Source organism: Bradyrhizobium sp. SZCCHNS1022 (assembly GCF_032484835.1).
Classification (GTDB): Bacteria; Pseudomonadota; Alphaproteobacteria; order Rhizobiales; family Xanthobacteraceae; genus Bradyrhizobium.
Genome location: NZ_JAUETT010000001.1, coordinates 1771841 through 1789641, shown reverse-complemented (window position 1 = coordinate 1789641; position 17801 = coordinate 1771841). Strand labels below are relative to the sequence as shown.

Below are 17801 nucleotides of genomic sequence, written 5' to 3'. Positions count from 1 at the left end.
TTAAACAATTGAAATGAATTTATCGCAGCAATAGTCTCTTCTTATGGATGTTGCCCTCGCCCATATCCGCTCCTTCGTCACCGTCGCGCGCCTGAAGAGCTTCACGCGCGCGGCAAAGCTGCTGCACCTGTCGCAACCGGCGCTGACCGTGCAGATCCGCCGGCTCGAGGAAACGCTGAGCGCACGGCTGCTCGACCGCACCAGCCGCTCGGTCGAGCTGACACGCACCGGCGCCGAGGCGCTGCCGGGTTTCGAGAAACTGCTGCAGGACATCGAGACGCTGGTGCACGACCTACGCGGCGGAAGCACCAGGCAACGCGGCACCGTCCGCCTCGCGGCCTTGCCCTCGATCGCCTCGGGGCTGCTGCCCGACGCGATCCAATCGTTCCGCAGCGACAAGCCGAACGTCTATTTCGCGCTGCGCGACGTGGTCGCAAAGCAGGTGCTCGATCTCGTGCGCAACGAAGACGTCGATTTCGGCGTGGCCGGCGACGAGGTCGCGCAGCCCGGCATCGAGGTCATCTTCAGCCTGCAGGACCAGATGCATGTCATCTATCCCTCGCGGCACCGGATCGGGCGCGAGGCGATGGTGACGCCCGAGCATCTGGCGCAATATCCGCTGATCATGATGGCGTCGGACACCAGCGTGCGCGCGGTGGTCGAGCGCGCCTTCCATCAGCGCGGCCTGATCCCGCATCCGGCCTGCGAAGCGACCTATATGATGACGGCGGTCGCGATGGTCCGCGCCGGCCTGGGCCTGGCGATCCTGCCGGGCTCGGCGCGCGAGATCCGCGCCGAACGCGATGTGCGGTCGCGGCCGATCGATGATCCCGCCTTTGCCCGACGCCTCAGCGTCATCAAGCGCGCCGGGCGCACCTTGCCGCCGCTCAGCGAGGCCTTTGCAAAACATTTGATCGGCGAGTTGAAGACGAGCCTGAACCATCGCAAGATCAAGACGCACACTGGTCGCGCAAAGACATCGAAGCCGTCGGGCGAATAAGACATGTATCTCGGGATCGATCTCGGCACCTCGGCGGTCAAGACCATCCTCGTCGATGAGGCGCAACGGGTGGTCGCAAGCCGCAGCCACGCCTTGACCATCAGCACGCCCAGGCCCGGCTATTCGGAGCAGGATCCTGCGCACTGGATCGATGCCGCCTTTGCGACGCTGGACGCATTGCAGGCGGAGCATCCGCGCGAGCTGGCCGAGGTCGAGGGCATCGGCCTGTCAGGGCAGATGCATGGCCCGGTGCTGCTCGACAGCAGCTTCACACCGTTGCGGCCCTGCATCCTCTGGAACGATGGGCGATCGGCGGCGGAATGCAGGCTGCTGGAGCAGCGCTGGCCGGGCTTACGCGCGGTGACCGGCAACAAGGCGATGCCCGGCTTTGCCGCGCCGAAGCTCCTGTGGATCGCCGTGCACGAGCCGGAGATCTTTGCGGCGACCAAACTGGTCTTGCTTCCGAAAGCCTATCTCCGCCTGATCCTGTCGGGCGAGGCGATCGAGGATGTCTCTGACGCATCCGGATCATTATGGCTCGATGTCCACGAGCGGGACTGGTCGGATGACGGCCTCGCCGCCAGCGGCCTGTCGCGCGCGCAGATGCCGCGTCTCGTCGAGGGCTCGTCGCCAGCTGGCCGGCTGCGCAGCGAACTGGCGCAGCGCTGGGGCATGCGCAAGCACCCGATCATCGCCGGCGGTGGCGGCGACAATCCGGCCGGCGCGGTCGGGATCGGCGCGATCCGGCCTGGCTCCGCCTTCATCACGCTCGGAACCTCCGGCGCGGTGCTGACACCGACCGATCACGTTGCCGCCAATCCCGAGCGTGTGGTCCACACCTTCTGTCACGCGATCCCAAAGATGTGGATCCAGGCCGGCGCGATCCTCTCGGCGGCATCGTGCCTAGCCTGGCTGGCGCGGCTGCTTGGTGCCTCCGAGGCCGAACTGCTGGCGCCGCTCGGGGCGCGGCCAAAGGCGCCCTCGCCCGTCAGCTTCCTGCCTTATCTCGCCGGCGAACGGACGCCGCATGACGATCCCGATGCGCGCGGCCTGCTCGATGGACTGAGCCACGCCACCGACCGGCCCGCGCTGGTGCAGGCCGTGCTGGAAGGCGTGGCCTTCGCGCTCGCCGATTGCCGCGATGCGCTCGCAAGCGCCGGCATCGCGATGACGCAAGCCGACGCCATCGGCGGCGGTTCACGCTCGCCGTTCTGGCTGTCGGTGCTCGCGAATGTGCTCGATGTTCCCATCCATCGCTTCGCCGAAGGCGAAACCGGTGCGGCCTTTGGCGCCGCACGGCTGGGACGCCTGGCAGTCACGGGCGAGGCCATCGAAGTCGTATGCACGCCGCCGCGACGAATCGAGACCTTCGCGCCGGAGCCTGCGCTCGCGGAAGCCTATGCCGAACGGCTGCCCCATTGGCGGAAGCTCTACCGGCCCGGCCGCTGAGAGTCCTGCGCAACGCCGCAATCTGCAGCCGACCTCGATCCGTCAACACATACCTCTTCAGTATTGCTCTCGGCGACAGCCTCTAGTTTAATGTGCGTTCTGCGTCGCCTGCAAACGAGACGTGGAACATAAAAGACGACGTGCGCCGGGAGGCACGATGAGCGGTCCGATCCTTGAGATGCGTGGGGTCTCAAAGTCTTTCTTCGGCATCAAGGCGCTGCACAAGGTCGACCTGACCGTCTATGCCGGTGAGATTCACGCCCTGATGGGCGAAAATGGCGCCGGCAAATCGACATTGATGAAGATCCTCTCGGGCGCCTATCGTCCCGATCCCGGCGGCGAGATCCGCATCGATGGCCATCAGGTCCGCATCGAGGGACCGCTCGGCGGCCGCGCGGCCGGCATCGCGATCATCTACCAGGAGTTGTCGCTCGCGCCGAACCTGACGGTCGCGGAGAATATCTATCTCGGGCGCGAGGTCTCGCAGTCCGGGCTGCTCGCACGCGGCACCATGCGCGAGCGCGTCGGCCCGATCCTCGACCGGCTCGGCGCCGATTTCACGCCGTCGACCCTGGTGGCGGAGCTGTCGATGGGCCAGCGCCAGCTGGTCGAGATCGCCCGAGCCCTGCACGCGCGCTCGAAGATCCTGATCATGGACGAGCCGACCACCTCGCTGTCGGCGGCCGAAAGCGAACGGCTGTTCACGCTGATCCGGCAGCTGCGCAGCGAGGGCCTCGCCATCATCTACATCTCGCATCGCATGGACGAGGTCTATGCGCTCGGCGACCGCGTCACCGTGTTGCGCGACGGTCGCCTCGTAGGCTCGCTCGACAAGCCGGAGATCCGCGCCGACACCATCGTGCGGCTGATGGTGGGGCGCGAGGTGTCCTCATTCTATAAGAAAGAACACGATCCGAATGCGACCGCAGGCCGGCCCGTGCTCACGGCCACCGACATGGCTGACGGGCAGCGCGTCCGGGGTTGTTCGCTCACCGTCCACGCGGGCGAGGTGGTCGGGCTTGCCGGCCTCATCGGCGCCGGCCGCACCGAGCTTGCGCATCTCATCATCGGCGCGGCACCGAAGATTTCAGGTCATGTCGAGCTCGACGGCCGCCCCGTCGCGATCCGCACGCCCGGTGAGGCGCTCGACGCCGGCATCGCCTATCTGACCGAGGACAGGAAGGCGCTCGGCCTGTTTCTGGACATGTCCTGCCTCGACAACATCAACCTCGCCGTGATCGGCCGCGACGCCAAGCTCGCCGGCTTTCTCGATCGCGACAAGGCGCGCGACCGCGCGGAAAAAGCTTTCAGCGCGCTCGGCATTCGCGCGGCCAGCGTTGGTGTTCCCGTCGGTGGCCTCTCCGGCGGCAACCAGCAGAAGGTGCTGCTGTCGCGCCTCTTGGCGACGACGCCGAAGGTCTTGATCCTGGACGAGCCGACGCGCGGCGTCGATGTCGGCGCGAAGTCGGAGATCTATGCGATCATCGACAATCTCGCCAAGTCCGGCACTGCGATCCTGGTCATCTCCTCCGATTTGCCAGAGATCATCGGCATCTGCGACCGCGTGCTCGTGATGCGCGTAGGCCATATCGCCGGCGAGGTCCGGCGCAGCGCGACATCATCTATCAGTCAGGAGGATATCATGGCCTTGGCCACCGGAACGGAGCACGTCGATGCCTGACAACAGTTCAGTTCAGGCGAAGGCCGCCCCTGCTCCCGGCTTCGCAGCCGCACAGGAGACAAAGCGTCAGCGCATCCGCATGGTCATCCGCGCCGTCGGCATGCTGCCTGTGCTGCTGATCCTCTGCATCGGCTTTCACTTCCTCTCGGACGGCCGCTTCTTCAGCGGACAGAATCTCGGCATCGTGTTGCAGCAGGCTGCGGTGAACACGGTGCTCGCCGCCGGCATGACCTTCGTGATCCTGACCGGCGGCATCGACCTGTCGGTCGGCTCCATCCTCGCGGCGGCCGCCATGGCCGGTCTCACCGTCTCAAAGCTTCCCGATCTCGGCTCGCTGTGGCTGCCGGCGGCCGTGCTCACCGGCCTCGGCTTCGGCGTCATCAATGGCGCGCTGATTGCGCTGCTGCGCCTGCCGCCCTTCATCGTCACGCTCGGCTCGCTCACGGCGGTGCGCGGGCTCGCGCGGCTGATGGGTGCCGACACGACTGTGTTCAATCCGTCGATCCCTTATGCTTTCATCGGCAATGCCTCGCTGCCGCTCATTCCCGGCGTGATCTCGCTTCCCTGGCTCTCGGTGATCGCGCTGCTGGTGATCCTGGTGTCGTGGCTGGTCCTGCGCCGGACCGTGCTCGGCGTGCACATCTACGCGGTCGGCGGCAATGAGAGCGCGGCGCGGCTCGCCGGCATCAAGGTGTGGGCGGTGCTGATCTTCGTCTACGGCATCTCCGGCCTGCTCGCCGGCCTCGGCGGCGCCATGCAGGCGGCACGGCTTTATGCCGCCAACGGGCTGCAGCTCGGGCAATCCTATGAGCTCGACGCGATCACCGCGGTGATCCTCGGCGGCACATCCTTTGTCGGCGGCATCGGCTCGATCTGGGGCACGCTGGTCGGCGCGCTGATCATCGCCGTGTTGTCGAACGGCCTCATTCTCACCGGCGTCTCCGACATCTGGCAATATGTGATCAAGGGCCTCGTGATCATCGGCGCCGTCGCGCTCGACCGCTACCGGCTGCAAGGCTCGGCGCGGACTTGAACCATCTCTGCACAGAGGAGCGAGCGTCCGCGCCACTCCATCGATTTTCTCACGGCATCTGGTCCACCGTGCCGAGAAGTGATGAAAGGACCAGGGAGGAAACTTATGTTGAAGACTGTCTTGCTTTGCGGCGTTGCCGCCGTCGCGCTCGCGCTGAGCCCCGCGCCGTCATCGGCCAAGGAGCTGAAATCGATCGGCATCTCGCTGGGCTCGCTCGGCAACCCGTTCTTCGTTGCGCTGTCGAAGGGCGCCGAGTTCGAGGCCAAGAAAGCCAACCCGAACGTCAAGATCACCACCGTCGGCTTCGAATATGATCTCGGCAAGCAGGTGACGCAGATCGACAATTTCATCGCCGCCGGTGTCGACCTCATCCTCTTGAACCCCGGCGATCCCAAGGCGATCGGGCCTGCGATCAAGAAGGCGCAGGCCGCGGGCGTCATCGTCGTTGCAGTCGACACCGCCGCCGAAGGCGCCGACGCCACCATCACCACCAACAACGTCCAGGCTGGCGAGATTTCCTGCCAGTACATCGTCGACAAGCTCGGCGGCAAAGGCGACGTCATCATCGAGAACGGGCCGCAGGTCTCGGCGGTGATCGACCGCGTCACCGGCTGCAAGAGCGTGTTCGCCAAGGCACCGGGCATCAAGGTGCTCTCCAGCGATCAGGACGGCAAGGGCTCACGCGAGGGCGGCCTGACGGTGGCGCAGGGCTACCTGACGCGTTTCCCGAAGATCGACGCCATCTTCGCCATCAACGATCCGCAGGCGATCGGCACCGATCTCGCCGCGCGGCAGCAGCAGCGCACCGGCATCATCATCACGTCGGTCGACGGCGCGCCCGATATCGAGGCCGCGCTGAAGGATCCCGCCGCGAAACAGATCCAGGCGTCCGCATCGCAGGACCCGTTCTTCATGGCGCGCCGCGCCGTGCAGGTCGGCGTCGGCATCCTCAACGGTCAGAAGCCGGCCTCCACCGTCGAGCTCCTGCCGTCGAAACTCATTACCCGCGACAATGTCGGCGAGTACAAGGGCTGGACCTCGGAGCGGAAGGAGTAAGTCGGCCTGCCGTCACGATATTTCGTGCGGACGCCGCGCGCCCGGCGTCCACGCCGTCTCACACGACAGACCCTGCGACCAAGCGAGCGTCGGCCGCAGGCTGAATCGGAGGGCTCGCGAGCGACAGCGCAGCTGCGGCATCAGCCGCAGCTGGTGCAATCTCGTCGGCCCAGCACCATCGGCGGCCACCGGCGTGCTTGGCCGCATAGAGGGCGCGGTCGGCGCGGTCGAGCAACGCATCGGCGCCGATGCGGCCGGGCTCGTGCGTGATCAGGATGCCGGCGCTGGCGCCGATCAGCACGCTCTCGCCCGCCAGCAGGAACGGACGTGACAATCCCCCGACCGCGGCGCGGGTCAGCGCAAGCGCCGCCTCCTGCCCGGCCGGTCCGTCCGGGACCTCCTGCAACAGCATGAACTCGTCGCCGCCGAAGCGCGCCGCCAGCCCTGCACCGACACAGCCGCGCAAGCGCATGGCGACCTGCCGAAGCAGTTCGTCGCCGGCCAGATGTCCGAAGCGATCATTGACCGGCTTGAAGCCGTCGAGATCGATCGCAACGATCGCCGCGCGACAATCGAGGCGGTCGAGTGCGGCAAGAAATGCCGCGCGGTTCGGCAGGCCGGTGAGGAAATCCTGGTTCGCTTGGCGGGCGAGCGCCTGTTTGGCCTCGATCCGCTCGGTGAAGGCGGCCGTCAACCGATACGACGTGCCGCGCAGGGTGATCCAGAACAGCACCAACATGCCGGCGCCCATGCGATAGATCGGCTCGGGCTGCAGCAGGCAGGAAAGTGCAGTCGGGATCAGCAGCAAGGCCGACGACGACATGACGATCCACGGGCTGACCCGCGAGACGATGCCGACGCAGAAGGCCATCGACAGGCCGAAGCAAATCCAGATGCCCGGGGCATCGCCGATCTGGAAGGCGCGCGCCGACAAGGCCCCCACTGCAAGAGCAAAAGCGGCGGCACCGACGCCATAGAGCCGCTCCCAGTGGACGATGTCGGCGCCATTGAAGCGATCGAACCGAACAGCGAACAGGTGAAGCTTGATGATGCGGGCGGCGCCGACGACGAACAGCAGCAGGGTCAGCACGGCGTAGCCGGGATCGCGCGCCACGACGGCCATCCCCGCGCCGATCACCACGGCCGCCACCGAGATGGTCCCGACCAGCAGCATCGATCCGTACAGCAGATGAACCAGCTCGCGTCGCGTATCCGGGTCTTGCCGCTCCATGACTGCCTCATTGCATCAAGGCGCGCACTATCAGGCGCCGGCCTTAATGAAACATCGCCATGCCGCGGCGGGGCAGCCATGCGATGATCATGATTAAGGGTGTATCAATCGGCCGCGGCGGTGAATTGCCTGCCGCATGAAGCGCCCGCTCGTCGGATCAAAGCAGCTGCGGCCGCACCGATGCGGCGGCGTCCTGCAGCAGCGGCAGGAAGCGCGCGATCATCTCGTCGACAGAGATGCGGTCGACATGGCTGCCGATATTGATGGCGGCGACGATGACGTCGTCATAGCGCCGCACCGGCATCGAGATCGAGCGGAAATGCGGCTCGGCCTCGCGATCGACCAGCGAGTAGCCGTTGTTGCGATCGGCAGCGATCATGGCCACGAGCCGCCGCGGATCGGTCACCGTCTGCGGCGTCAGCGCCTGCAACGGCGCTGACTTGAGCCGCTCGCGAAGCTCGGCGTCGCTGAACTGGCTGAGCATCGCGCGACCGACCGAGGTGCAGAACGCCGGCAGGCGATAGCCGATCTCCAGCCCGCCGGAGAACACGCGCACCGGTCCGCCGCGGGCGATGAACACCACCTCTTGGCCGTCGAGCACCGCCAGCGAGGCGATCTCCTTGGCGCGCTCGGCCACACGATCCAGCACCGGCTGCAGCACGCTGACGAGCTGGCTGGAGCGCAGGAAGGACGAGGCGAGCGTCAGCACCTGCGGCGTCAGCGCGAACAGCTTGCCGTCGCTGGCGACGAAGCCGCCCCGCTGCAGGGTCAGCAGGATGCGGCGCGCCGTCGCCCGCGGCAAATCGGATGCGCGCGCGATATCGCTGAGCGTCATCGCGCCCGGCCGCGTGCCGAACACGTGCAAGAGCCGCAAGCCGCGATCGAGGCTCTCGACGTAATCGGTGGCGGCCTCGCCGCCGTCCTCGCGCTTCAGCTTCGGCATTGCCTCGTTCCGCGCCGCAACGCGGTGAAAACTCGTGCTTGCGGCCCTGTCCGGACATGGCATAATTCGCCCATATGTTCAATAGCCGAACAAAAGCTGCAGCCACGGAAGGAACGCCCCACCATGATGAGCCAGGAGCAGAACGACCTGATCACCCGCGTTGGGCCCAAGGAGCCTTGCGGCAGGCTGATGCGCCAGTACTGGCAACCGGCGGCGCTGGTCGATGAGCTCAGCGGCGAGCGGCCGGTGCGCCCGGTGCGGCTGCTCGGCGAAAATCTCGTGCTGTTTCGCGACCCGCAGGGCCGCTACGGGCTGATCGACCGCCAGTGTGCGCATCGCGGCGCCGATCTGGCCTTCGGCCGGCTCGAAGGCGGCGGCCTGCGCTGCTCGTTCCACGGCTGGCTATTCGACGTCAGCGGCCAATGCCTGGAGACACCGGCGGAGCCTGCGGGCTCCAACCTCTGCGCCAACATCAGGCAGCGCTCTTATCCCGTGGTTGAGAAGAGCGGCATCCTCTGGGCCTATCTCGGCGAAGGCACCCCGCCCGCCTTCCCCGAACTCGACTGCTTCACGGCGCCGAACACTCACGTCTTCGCCTTCAAGGGCCACTGGGCCTGCAACTGGCTGCAGGCGCTCGAGGTCGGCATCGATCCGTCGCACGCCTCGTATCTGCATCGGTTCTTCGAGGACGAGGACACTTCGATGGCCTATGGCCGCCAGTTCCGCGGAGCCTCCGCCGGCACCGACCTGCCGATGACCAAGATCCTGCGCGAATATGATCGCCCGATCATCAATGTCGAGCACACCGAGTATGGACTGCGGCTGATCACGCTGCGCGAGATCGATGACGTCAGCACCCATGTGCGTGTCACCAACCAGCTGTTCCCGCATGCCTTCGTGATTCCGATGAGCACGGAGATGACGATCACGCAGTATCACGTGCCGATCGACGACGAGAACTGCTACTGGTATTCGATCTTCACCAGCTATGGCGCGCCGGTCGACAAGCAGAAGATGCGCGACCAGCGCCTCCAGATGTACGAGCTGCCGGACTACATCTCGCGCCGGAACAAGGCAAATAACTACGGCTTCGACGCCAGCGAGCAGCAGACCGCGACCTATACCGGCATGGGCCACGACATCAACGTGCACGACCAGTGGGCGGTGGAATCGATGGGGCCGATCCAGGATCGCACCAAGGAGCATCTCGGCACCAGCGACAAGGCGATCGTGCAATATCGCCGCCTGCTGCGGGGCGAGATCGAGAAGGTCGCGCGCGGCGAGAAGCCGATCCTGTGCCTGGACGCGGAGACCGCGCGCAGCATCCAGGGCCCGGCGACGATGGACGGCATCGGCCCGACCAAGGGCTGGGAGCTCTATTGGATGGAGGTCGACGTCAAGCGCCGGCGCGGCGCGCCCTGGGCGGCCCCGGTGCCGAAGGACATCGCCGGCAAGGTGACGCATCTCACCGCGGCGGAGTAGTGGCGCTTTCGACTCCCGTCATTCCGGGATGGCGCGTAAGCGCCAGACCCGGAATCTCGAGATTCCCGGTTCGATGCTCCAGCAAAATGGCTTCGCCATTTTGTCGTGCGCATCGCCCCGGAATGACCGACTATGTGGCTCGTTTTCCATTCAAGATACTTAAGAGGATCGCGTGACCTTCGTAAGCCGCCATGGCCTGTGGACTGACGAGCAGCGGGAAGCGGCGCAGAGGCTTGCCCGCATCGTCGAGGAGAAGAACCTCGAAGTGATCAGGCTCTCGTTCCCTGATCAGCACGGCATCCTGCGCGGCAAGACGCTGATCGCGACTGAGGCGGTCGCCTCGCTGGAGAGCGGCTGCTCGATCACGACCACGATGCTGGCCAAGGACACCTCGCACCGCACGGTGTTCCCGGTGTTCACCAAGGGCGGCGGCTTCGGCATGAGCGAAATGGAGGGCGCCGCCGACGTCGTGATGGTGCCGGATCCCACAACCTTCCGCGTGCTGCCGTGGGCGCCGACCACGGGCTGGGTGCTGTGCGACGTCTATTTCAGCGACGGCCGGCCGGTGCCGTTCGCCACCCGCCAGATCTATCGCAACGTGCTCGGCGATCTCGCCCAGCGCGGCTACGACTATGTCGCGGGGCTGGAGGTCGAGTTTCACGTCTTCAAGCTCGAGGACGCCAGGATGGCGGTCGAAGATGCCGGCCAGCCGGGACAGCCGCCGTCCGTCAGCCTGCTCTCGCACGGCTATCAATATCTCACCGAGCAACGCTTCGATCAGATGGAGCCGGTGCTGGAGATCTTGCGCCGCGACATCCTCGCGCTCGGCCTGCCGTTGCGCTCGGTCGAGGTCGAGTTCGGCCCGAGCCAATGCGAGTTCACGTTCCAGCCGCGCAAGGGGCTCGAGCCCGCCGACACCATGGTGCTGTTCCGCTCGGCGATCAAACAGATCGCGCGCCGCCACGGCTATCATGCCACCTTCATGTGCCGGCCGAAGCTGCCGAACGTGTTCGCCTCCGGCTGGCATCTGCACCAATCGCTGGTCTCGCGCGCCGATGGCAGCAACGCCTTCATGGCGAGTGCGGGCGGCGAGCCGCTCTCCGCGTTCGGCCGCAACTATCTCGCCGGCCTGCTCACGCATGCCCGCGCCTCCACCGTGTTCACGACGCCGACCATCAACGGCTACAAGCGCTACCGCTCCTATTCGCTGGCACCGGACCGCGCGATCTGGGGCCGCGACAACCGCGGCGTGATGATCCGCGTGCTCGGCGGCGCCGGCGATTCTGCGACACGGCTGGAGAACCGGATCGGCGAGCCGGCCGCCAATCCCTATCTCTACATGGCCTCGCAGATCCTCTCCGGCCTCGACGGCGTCGACCGCGCACTCGATCCCGGTCCATCGGCGGATACGCCGTACGAGACCAAGGCCGAGCTGTTGCCGAAGTCGCTGCGCGAGGCGGTGTTCGCGCTGCATGACGATCCGTTCTTCCGCGAGAAGTTCGGCGCGCAGTTCATCGACTATTACGTGCACATCAAGACCGCGGAGATCGAGCGTTTCCAGGCCGAGGTGTCGGACTGGGAGCAGCGCGAATATTTCGAGATGTTTTGAACACACCGGGACCGGCGATCTTCAAAGACTCGCTTCAAAGACCCGCGCCGCCACAAAACCGTTGCGTTCCGGTCCGTTGACTCACGTCAATATGAGCAGGCACCGATCCGGCGATGATCCCGCGAGATCAACGCATGGAGGCAAGGATGCCCGAGCAGAGCAGTGTGCATGTCTATCTGAATTGGGCCAAGGAGCGCATCGACGAGATGGATGCCGCTTTGGCCTCGTTCGAAGTCAAGGCGAGCCAGTCGGCAGCCGAGATGAAGCCGAAAGTCGATCAGCTGATCGCGGATCTGAAGCAGCGCCGCGACGAGTTCAAGGCCGCGCTGAAATCGCAAGGCGACGCCGGCGAGGCCGCCTGGCAGCGCGCCAAGGCGGATATGGAAACGCAGTGGGACGGCTTCGAGGCGCAGGTGAAGACCTATTTCGACGGCCTCGGCCAGCAGATCGAGCAGCAGCAGGCCACCTTCAAGGACGTCGCCGCGGCGCAAGCCAAGGCATGGCGCGAGGCGGCCGCGACATTCCATGACGCCGCCGCGAAGATCGCAGCCACCGGCCAGGCCAATGTCGAAGCCGCGATCGCGCAGATGAAGTTGGATGCAGCGGAGGCCGAGGCGAGGCTGCAGACTTTGAAGAAGGCCGGCACGGACTCCTGGGCCGTGTTGAGCGCAGCGCTCGCCGACACCCGCAAGACCTTCGACCAGGCCAACCAGGCCGCGTGGGATGCGCTGAAAGGCGCAAGCTCGAAGAAATAAGTGCCCGCGCCGGGCGATCGGATCGATGCGACTTCCACCCGGCACCCGACTGTGCACGCGCCGGCAGCAGGCCTTCCCTTCTGCCGCAGGGCAATCGCCTATGGCTTGAATAGCTTCGGGCAGCCTTCTTTGCGGCCATCCTTCGAGACGCCCGCCTGCGGCGGGCTCCTCAGGATGAGGACATTTTCCGCGGTGAATCGTAGACCCTCATGGTGAGGATCCGCCATTATGCCGCGAAGTCGCCCTCGTCCTGAGGAACGCACCGGAGACGAGCGTCTCGAAGGATGGCCGCGCGAGACATCGTCGGCCTGTTTTCCCAAGCCCTGCGCGCTTCCCGCGATCGCAACGTCTTCACGTCGCGACGATCGCGTCGCAATGCAGCATTGCGGCGCAATTTTGGCGCACGCAAATTTGAGAAGCTGCCAGCGCCGGCACGCATGCTCCGTTGCATGCCTGCCCCGTAGGCTAACGGATTCCAAACCGGCGGCGGTTAGCTCATGTGATTCAGGGCCAGTCGGCGTGCATTCCGAGGCGAATGCTGACGGCATCGAAGCTTTGAGCTCAGCGAGTTCGGCGAGAGGGTAATGTGTACGAGCTGACCGATCCCATCAAAACCTACATGGAACGAGCGCTGGAAGAGACCTGCCGCGTGCTGCCGAATGGCGGCGATCATGAGGTCCGCGCCTTCATCGCCCAGCGCCTGGCAGACGCCGCCCAGAGCCGGAGGACGACGCTCGGGGAACTCGGCATCGTCGCCCGCAAGGCGCTGGCGGATTTTCGCGGCTCCCCGCGCCGCTCCGTCTGAGCGTTGCGGCTCAACGTCCCGCGCGAGTTCGCGGTTGTCCCGCACCTGAGCGGCGCAGCTGCATGCAATGACGTCGCGATGGTGCCATCGCGCAAGCAAGGCACGCCCCCGTCGTCCCGATCGCCACGCTTGCGATCCGAAGCGCAATGTCCCTATTGTGGACGCGCGTGCCCCGTGTCTCCATCGCTTGCGCGATGCTCGTTCCGACTTGGGATCCGCGACACATTCCGACCGGTCCGTCGGATCGGGCGCGATCACCAGGGAGCATCAACTGTGTCCGAGCCGGAAAGCTTCCCCATCGAAAAGATCCGCGTTCCCGAGAAGAAACGGAGCGCTCTCAACCCCGAGGTGGTGCAAGACATCGCGGAGAGCATTCTGGACATCGGACAGCAGGATGCGATCCTGATTCGGCGCGAGAAGGACCACTTCGTCCTGGTCGAGGGACTTCATCGGCTGGAAGCGTGCAAGGCGCTCGGGGAACGCGCGATCCTCGGACGGCTGGTCTCGGCCGAGGCGGCCCGCGAGAGGACGCAACCGTCTCAAGCTTTAGACGCAGAACGCGAGAAGATGGAGCGACTGAGGAAACTCCGTCTCGAAAAAGAGGCTGCGGAAAAGCTCGCCACTCCATCAAGTGCTGGCGCAGAGGCAGACGCTGCGAGGCGTCAGCGCGCGCACCCGGAGACGACGATGCGGAGCAAGCCCACCGCAACGTCGAAACAATCGCGTCCCACGCGTTCCGGATCAGCACCCCGGACGTTATCGGATTGGATCAAGCAACAAGAGCGTAGCGGCGGTCGATACTGACCGTCTAACCGCACGACCGGCCGGCCCTGACTCGCCCGCGAAGTTCCAGTCGGCAGCAGCCCGAAGGGCGGAGCAGCGCAGCATGATCCACCGCGATATTCTTGTGGAATACCGGAATTACGTTGACAGTGTGCTTAATCCGGCGCGACCCGATCATGATTGTTGCCCCCAGCCCCGACGCCCATACCCAGCAATTAAGTGCACTGTCACCGTAACCACCATCGCGAAGATGCACGTAGGCGTGATCGTCTCGCCCGGGCGCCAGCTCTCCACGCGCACTGCGCTGTAGTCCAGGAGAATCACGGGCATCAGCCGCAGTTGCAGGCGACGGGCGACTGCCAGCCGGTGATGGCCGTCCATCACGAACAGGGCGTCCTTCTCCGCCGTGACCGGAGCGGCCCAGCGCGCCGCGTCGAGGATCTGTGCCTGCAGCTCAGTCACTCGATCGGGATCGACCTCTTCGGTCGGGATCAAGCGCCATGGAGAAAGGAGGCAAACTTGCATATCGACCAGCCTGATTTTCTTTTGAGCAGCAGGAACGCCTACGCTCAGCGATTACATGTCCACGGTCATCGACAGGAGATACGTGCGCGGCGCTCCGAGGAAGAACGTCCCGAACGAGGCCACGCTGGACCAGTAATTCTCACCCGTGACATTCTGTACGTTCGCGCGAAAGACCGTTTTCCTGCCATTGATCGCCGTCGTATAGCGGGCGCCGAGATCGAGACGCGTCCAATCCGCGATCGGTTGTCTATTCGCCGTATCGACGAATTGCTTACCCGTGTAGATGACCGCCCCATTCAAGGTGAGCCCCCTCATCCACGGAAGATCCCACTCGGCTCCAATATTGGCCTGAACGTTCGGAACCCCAATCGGCGTGTTGCCCACGTTTGCCGCGACGGCTGTCTTCGTCAGGGTGCCATCCAGCAGCGAGAAGCCTCCGAGAACACGGACATCGGGCCTGAGTTCGCCGTACACGTTGAACTCAAGGCCACGAACCCGCTGCTCTGCCGTCGCCGCGAACCGCCCGGCCGCCAGCTCGCCGCTCGCCTTCGAGATCTCGAAGGCGCTGAAGGTGGTAGCGACCCGGCCGAAGTCGACCTTGATGCCAGCCTCGTATTGCCTGGCGATATAAGGAGGAAGCACCTCACCGAAGTTGGACGCAGTCTGAGGCGCGACATCACCCCGGCTGAGGCCTTCGATGTAGTTCGCGTACAGAGAAACATTGTCCCGGGGGCGGATGACGAGACCGACGACCGGAGTGGTCGCGCTCTTATCGTAGGAAGACGTCAGCGTTCCGACATTGGACAGATAGTTGTTCGCCTCGATGCCCTGGCGCCGGCCCCCCAATGTCAGCAGGATGCGCTCATCCAGCACCGATAAAGTGTCGGCGATCGAGAGTCCCGTAAGCTCGCTATCGGAGAGCCGAGGCCGCCCGCTGATCTCGTTCGCAAACTGGGTCGGCGCCACGGTCGGATTATAGATGTTCGAAGTGACTAGACTTCCGTTGGTGAGCCGCCGATACAGCGCATCATGATAAATCGAGGCCTGGATGGCGACTGCATGATGGATAAAGCCGGTATCGAACCGGGCCCGGACACCGCCATCATACGTGGTTCGTTCGATGCTGAGCCCGAAGAACTGGGGCGTCGATGTCGTGTCGCCGCTCGTATTGACGATGGTCGGAAGACCGAAGAAGCGCTCGACATTGGTCCGTGATCCACCGACGTCGGCGAACAGCGTGAGCTGATCGTTCAGATCGTATTCGGTACGCAGCAAGGCGGATTGATCATTGATATGCGACCATTCCCAGGGCTGGGTCACGTTCAGCCGCGCGTCCGGTGCCTTTGGCACTTGCAGACCCGAAGCAACGAGAAACGGACGAGACGGAGCGTCGAACCGATCGGTCTGGGCGATGAGGTAGAGCCAGGACCTGAACCGCTCGCCCTGATAGTCCAGGGCCAACGACCCGACACCCGTCGTTTCGGACTGGTGGTCAATGGACGTATCGCCGCCACGCAGGCTGCCGCTGGTCCGCACGCCCCACTCCCTGCCCCCGCCGTAACGTCTCGCGACATCCCAGTGACCGCCGAACCGTGCAGCCGAGCCGTAATCCGCGGTGAAGCGGGTCAAGTCCTCCCCTGCGCGCTTCGGCACGACGTTGATAACACCGCCAACGCCGCCATTGGGGGCAACGCCCGAGAGCGCGGCCGAAGGCCCCTTGAGGACCTCGATGCGCTCGACGTAATCCGTGAAGATGCGATAGGTCGGCGCAATTCCGTAAAGGCCCTCGAAACCGAACTCGCCATTGTTGCCTTCGTTGATCGGGAAGCCACGAATGTTGAAGGAGTCGAGCACGCCGCCCGTCGGGTGGGAGCTGCGCACCGAGGGATCGAGGATCAGTGAGTCCGCGCCTGTTGCGGCCTGCTGGTCTCGAATGAACTTGTCCGTGTAGCTCGCTGCGTTGAACGGCGATTTCATCGCGTCGATGTTTCCGAGCAGCCCTAGCCGCGCCCCTCGCGCGACCTGATCGCCTGCAAAGGCGGGCACGACGCCTGATCGCGACGGCCGCGATTGTGCCACGACGCCTCCGGTTTGCGCGGCGCCGGGCGCCGGGCTACGCCGGGAAGTTGATCGAATGCGATCAGCATTTCGTTTGGTCGGTCCGCGGCTGGCAGAGTGATGCTTCGGCGCTTCCACTGTAACAGGCGGAAGGGATCTGGCGTCTTGCGGTGTTTGGGATCGGGCGGGCGATCCGAACCACGCCAGCAACGCGACTCCACTCAGAAACGCGCGTCCAAAGCGCGTCAGCGTCCAGTTATCAATATCAAGCTGCATTTCTGGAAAGCACCCCGTCAATAGCGCGTCCCCCACGTAAAATGGTCTACGCTCGCCCCCGCGCCGACAATGAAGCGACGATCCGCCCTCGGCATCCGAGCTCGGCTGTCTCCCCATGGCCCACTTAATTAGATCTCGCGGATCTGCCATCCCGGCTTATTAGTTTGTGCGTTACGGGAAAATCCGATCACCGTCTCTGTCTGCAAAAACTCTTAGAGAGCCGCCATGGTGACCGCAACGCAAAGATGGCGCCACGAATTTAGAAGGTCTCGATCATCAGCGACTTGCGTAGTCGACGCGCGAATTTGAAACGTTTCAAAATCGCTGGTAATTTCCAAATCAGTTCTGTTGAAATCTGGCAGGTATGATTACGGTGACAGTGCACTCAACTTAATCCTATGCAGAGAAGAGACTCGAAGAGCACTTATCCCTTTCTCGAACTCAGCTTGACCATCGCCACCCTGCATCCCAGCCCTGCGCAAATTGCCCGTCGTGCCACTCTGTCGCATCCTGCGCGGCTTGTGTCGTCGGGCAAATCAGAACGATCATCCTCGCCGTCTCGCGCTCACTGGAGGGGCGTTTCGCGATCGTCACGGACCGTGGAGCGTGGGATGCGGTGGCCGCATCGGGTCGCAGCGCGCGAGCATGGTCCGGAAAAGTGCGTCAGCGGTTTTCCGGCCAAGACCATGCTCAAGATGCGCGCCGACGAACGAGCCGGTGCGGACGGTCAAGCCGTGTGGTCCCGACACCCCGACGCTGGTGTCTGGTCGGCGACGATGCCGACGACGGGGGCAAACAAGCCCGGTCCCCTGGGAGAGCACGGAGCAGCCGTGAAGACCATCGCGCAGGGAAGGCCGGTTGTATCGGCCAATCCTGTGGTGACTGCCGCCTGCTTTTCTTGTTGCAGGCGGGCCATGGGTGCGGCCTGCACCCGGCCTTCCCTGCGCCCTCCTCATTGAAGAGGGCGTCCAGAGAGCAAAGCTCGGACGCGAAAACGCGCCGCGAGGCTGCGAAGCCGCGGCGTCAGATCAGAGATTGGCGCCGGACATGGTGCGCCATTCGGAACAGAACTCTTACGGAATTTGAGATTACGGTGTTTCGGTTGGGACGCAGAG

The 17801-nt window shown here is 64.7% G+C and carries 13 protein-coding genes and 1 pseudogene; 10 read left to right on the top strand and 4 right to left on the bottom strand.

The genetic code is table 11. The features are described from left to right. Window positions 1-43: 43 nt before the first annotated feature. The 5 genes from QX071_RS08160 (at window position 44) to QX071_RS08140 (ending at window position 6219) form a co-directional block, all read left to right on the top strand. Window positions 44-1000, top strand: coding sequence for a LysR family transcriptional regulator (locus QX071_RS08160; RefSeq protein ID WP_315701389.1), 957 nt, complete (start codon window positions 44-46; stop codon window positions 998-1000). A 3-nt stretch (window positions 1001-1003) separates the two neighbouring features. Continuing rightward, window positions 1004-2449, top strand: a complete 1446-nt coding sequence (gene xylB, locus QX071_RS08155; protein WP_315701390.1) for a xylulokinase — start codon at window positions 1004-1006, stop codon at window positions 2447-2449. A 157-nt stretch (window positions 2450-2606) separates the two neighbouring features. Continuing rightward, window positions 2607-4130: a sugar ABC transporter ATP-binding protein gene (locus tag QX071_RS08150; protein WP_315701391.1), complete on the top strand. Its 1524-nt coding sequence runs from the start codon at window positions 2607-2609 to the stop codon at window positions 4128-4130. Further along, entirely contained in the window at window positions 4123-5163 is a 1041-nt protein-coding gene (locus tag QX071_RS08145; RefSeq protein ID WP_315701392.1) for an ABC transporter permease subunit, read from the top strand. Before QX071_RS08150 ends, QX071_RS08145 begins: the two co-directional genes overlap by 8 nt. Before the next feature lie 105 nt (window positions 5164-5268). Further along, window positions 5269-6219, top strand: a complete 951-nt coding sequence (locus QX071_RS08140; RefSeq protein ID WP_315701393.1) for an ABC transporter substrate-binding protein — start codon at window positions 5269-5271, stop codon at window positions 6217-6219. Between the two features lie 58 nt (window positions 6220-6277). Here QX071_RS08140 and QX071_RS08135 read toward each other — a convergent pair whose 3' ends face one another. Further along, window positions 6278-7450: a GGDEF domain-containing protein gene (locus QX071_RS08135; protein WP_315701394.1), complete on the bottom strand. Its 1173-nt coding sequence runs from the start codon at window positions 7448-7450 to the stop codon at window positions 6278-6280. Between the two features lie 157 nt (window positions 7451-7607). Then, complete coding sequence (locus QX071_RS08130) at window positions 7608-8393, bottom strand: IclR family transcriptional regulator C-terminal domain-containing protein (RefSeq protein ID WP_315701395.1); 786 nt, start codon at window positions 8391-8393, stop codon at window positions 7608-7610. A 123-nt stretch (window positions 8394-8516) separates the two neighbouring features. On the opposite strand from QX071_RS08130, the gene QX071_RS08125 reads away from it, so the two are divergent. From QX071_RS08125 to QX071_RS08105, 5 genes are all read left to right on the top strand, one after another. Beyond that, on the top strand, window positions 8517-9875 hold the full coding sequence (locus QX071_RS08125; protein ID WP_315701396.1) for an aromatic ring-hydroxylating dioxygenase subunit alpha: 1359 nt from the start codon (window positions 8517-8519) through the stop codon (window positions 9873-9875). Window positions 9876-10047: 172 nt separating this feature from the next. Further along, window positions 10048-11484, top strand: coding sequence for a glutamine synthetase family protein (locus QX071_RS08120; protein ID WP_315701397.1), 1437 nt, complete (start codon window positions 10048-10050; stop codon window positions 11482-11484). 146 nt (window positions 11485-11630) lie between these two features. Continuing rightward, window positions 11631-12239: a hypothetical protein gene (locus QX071_RS08115; protein WP_315701398.1), complete on the top strand. Its 609-nt coding sequence runs from the start codon at window positions 11631-11633 to the stop codon at window positions 12237-12239. 586 nt (window positions 12240-12825) lie between these two features. Beyond that, window positions 12826-13044, top strand: a complete 219-nt coding sequence (locus QX071_RS08110; RefSeq protein ID WP_315701399.1) for a hypothetical protein — start codon at window positions 12826-12828, stop codon at window positions 13042-13044. A 273-nt stretch (window positions 13045-13317) separates the two neighbouring features. After that, window positions 13318-13848, top strand: coding sequence for a ParB N-terminal domain-containing protein (locus QX071_RS08105; RefSeq protein ID WP_315701400.1), 531 nt, complete (start codon window positions 13318-13320; stop codon window positions 13846-13848). Between the two features lie 219 nt (window positions 13849-14067). Here the strand turns inward: QX071_RS08105 and QX071_RS08100 are convergent. Both QX071_RS08100 and QX071_RS08095 read right to left on the bottom strand, forming a co-directional pair. Then, window positions 14068-14352: pseudogene (locus tag QX071_RS08100) on the bottom strand (hypothetical protein); the annotation flags it as partial. Window positions 14353-14403: 51 nt separating this feature from the next. Next, window positions 14404-16686, bottom strand: coding sequence for a TonB-dependent siderophore receptor (locus QX071_RS08095; RefSeq protein WP_315701401.1), 2283 nt, complete (start codon window positions 16684-16686; stop codon window positions 14404-14406). Window positions 16687-17801: the final 1115 nt, after the last annotated feature.

What these genes read in the sequence shown, in the direction of transcription:
- QX071_RS08160 (WP_315701389.1), top strand. Translation starts at nt 44, where the DNA reads ATGGATGTTGCCCTCGCCCATATCCGCTCCTTCGTCACCGTCGCGCGC.
- xylB (WP_315701390.1), top strand. Translation starts at nt 1,004, where the DNA reads ATGTATCTCGGGATCGATCTCGGCACCTCGGCGGTCAAGACCATCCTC.
- QX071_RS08150 (WP_315701391.1), top strand. Translation starts at nt 2,607, where the DNA reads ATGAGCGGTCCGATCCTTGAGATGCGTGGGGTCTCAAAGTCTTTCTTC.
- QX071_RS08145 (WP_315701392.1), top strand. Translation starts at nt 4,123, where the DNA reads ATGCCTGACAACAGTTCAGTTCAGGCGAAGGCCGCCCCTGCTCCCGGC.
- QX071_RS08140 (WP_315701393.1), top strand. Translation starts at nt 5,269, where the DNA reads ATGTTGAAGACTGTCTTGCTTTGCGGCGTTGCCGCCGTCGCGCTCGCG.
- QX071_RS08135 (WP_315701394.1), bottom strand. Translation starts at nt 7,450, where the DNA reads ATGGAGCGGCAAGACCCGGATACGCGACGCGAGCTGGTTCATCTGCTG.
- QX071_RS08130 (WP_315701395.1), bottom strand. Translation starts at nt 8,393, where the DNA reads ATGCCGAAGCTGAAGCGCGAGGACGGCGGCGAGGCCGCCACCGATTAC.
- QX071_RS08125 (WP_315701396.1), top strand. Translation starts at nt 8,517, where the DNA reads ATGATGAGCCAGGAGCAGAACGACCTGATCACCCGCGTTGGGCCCAAG.
- QX071_RS08115 (WP_315701398.1), top strand. Translation starts at nt 11,631, where the DNA reads ATGCCCGAGCAGAGCAGTGTGCATGTCTATCTGAATTGGGCCAAGGAG.
- QX071_RS08095 (WP_315701401.1), bottom strand. Translation starts at nt 16,686, where the DNA reads ATGCAGCTTGATATTGATAACTGGACGCTGACGCGCTTTGGACGCGCG.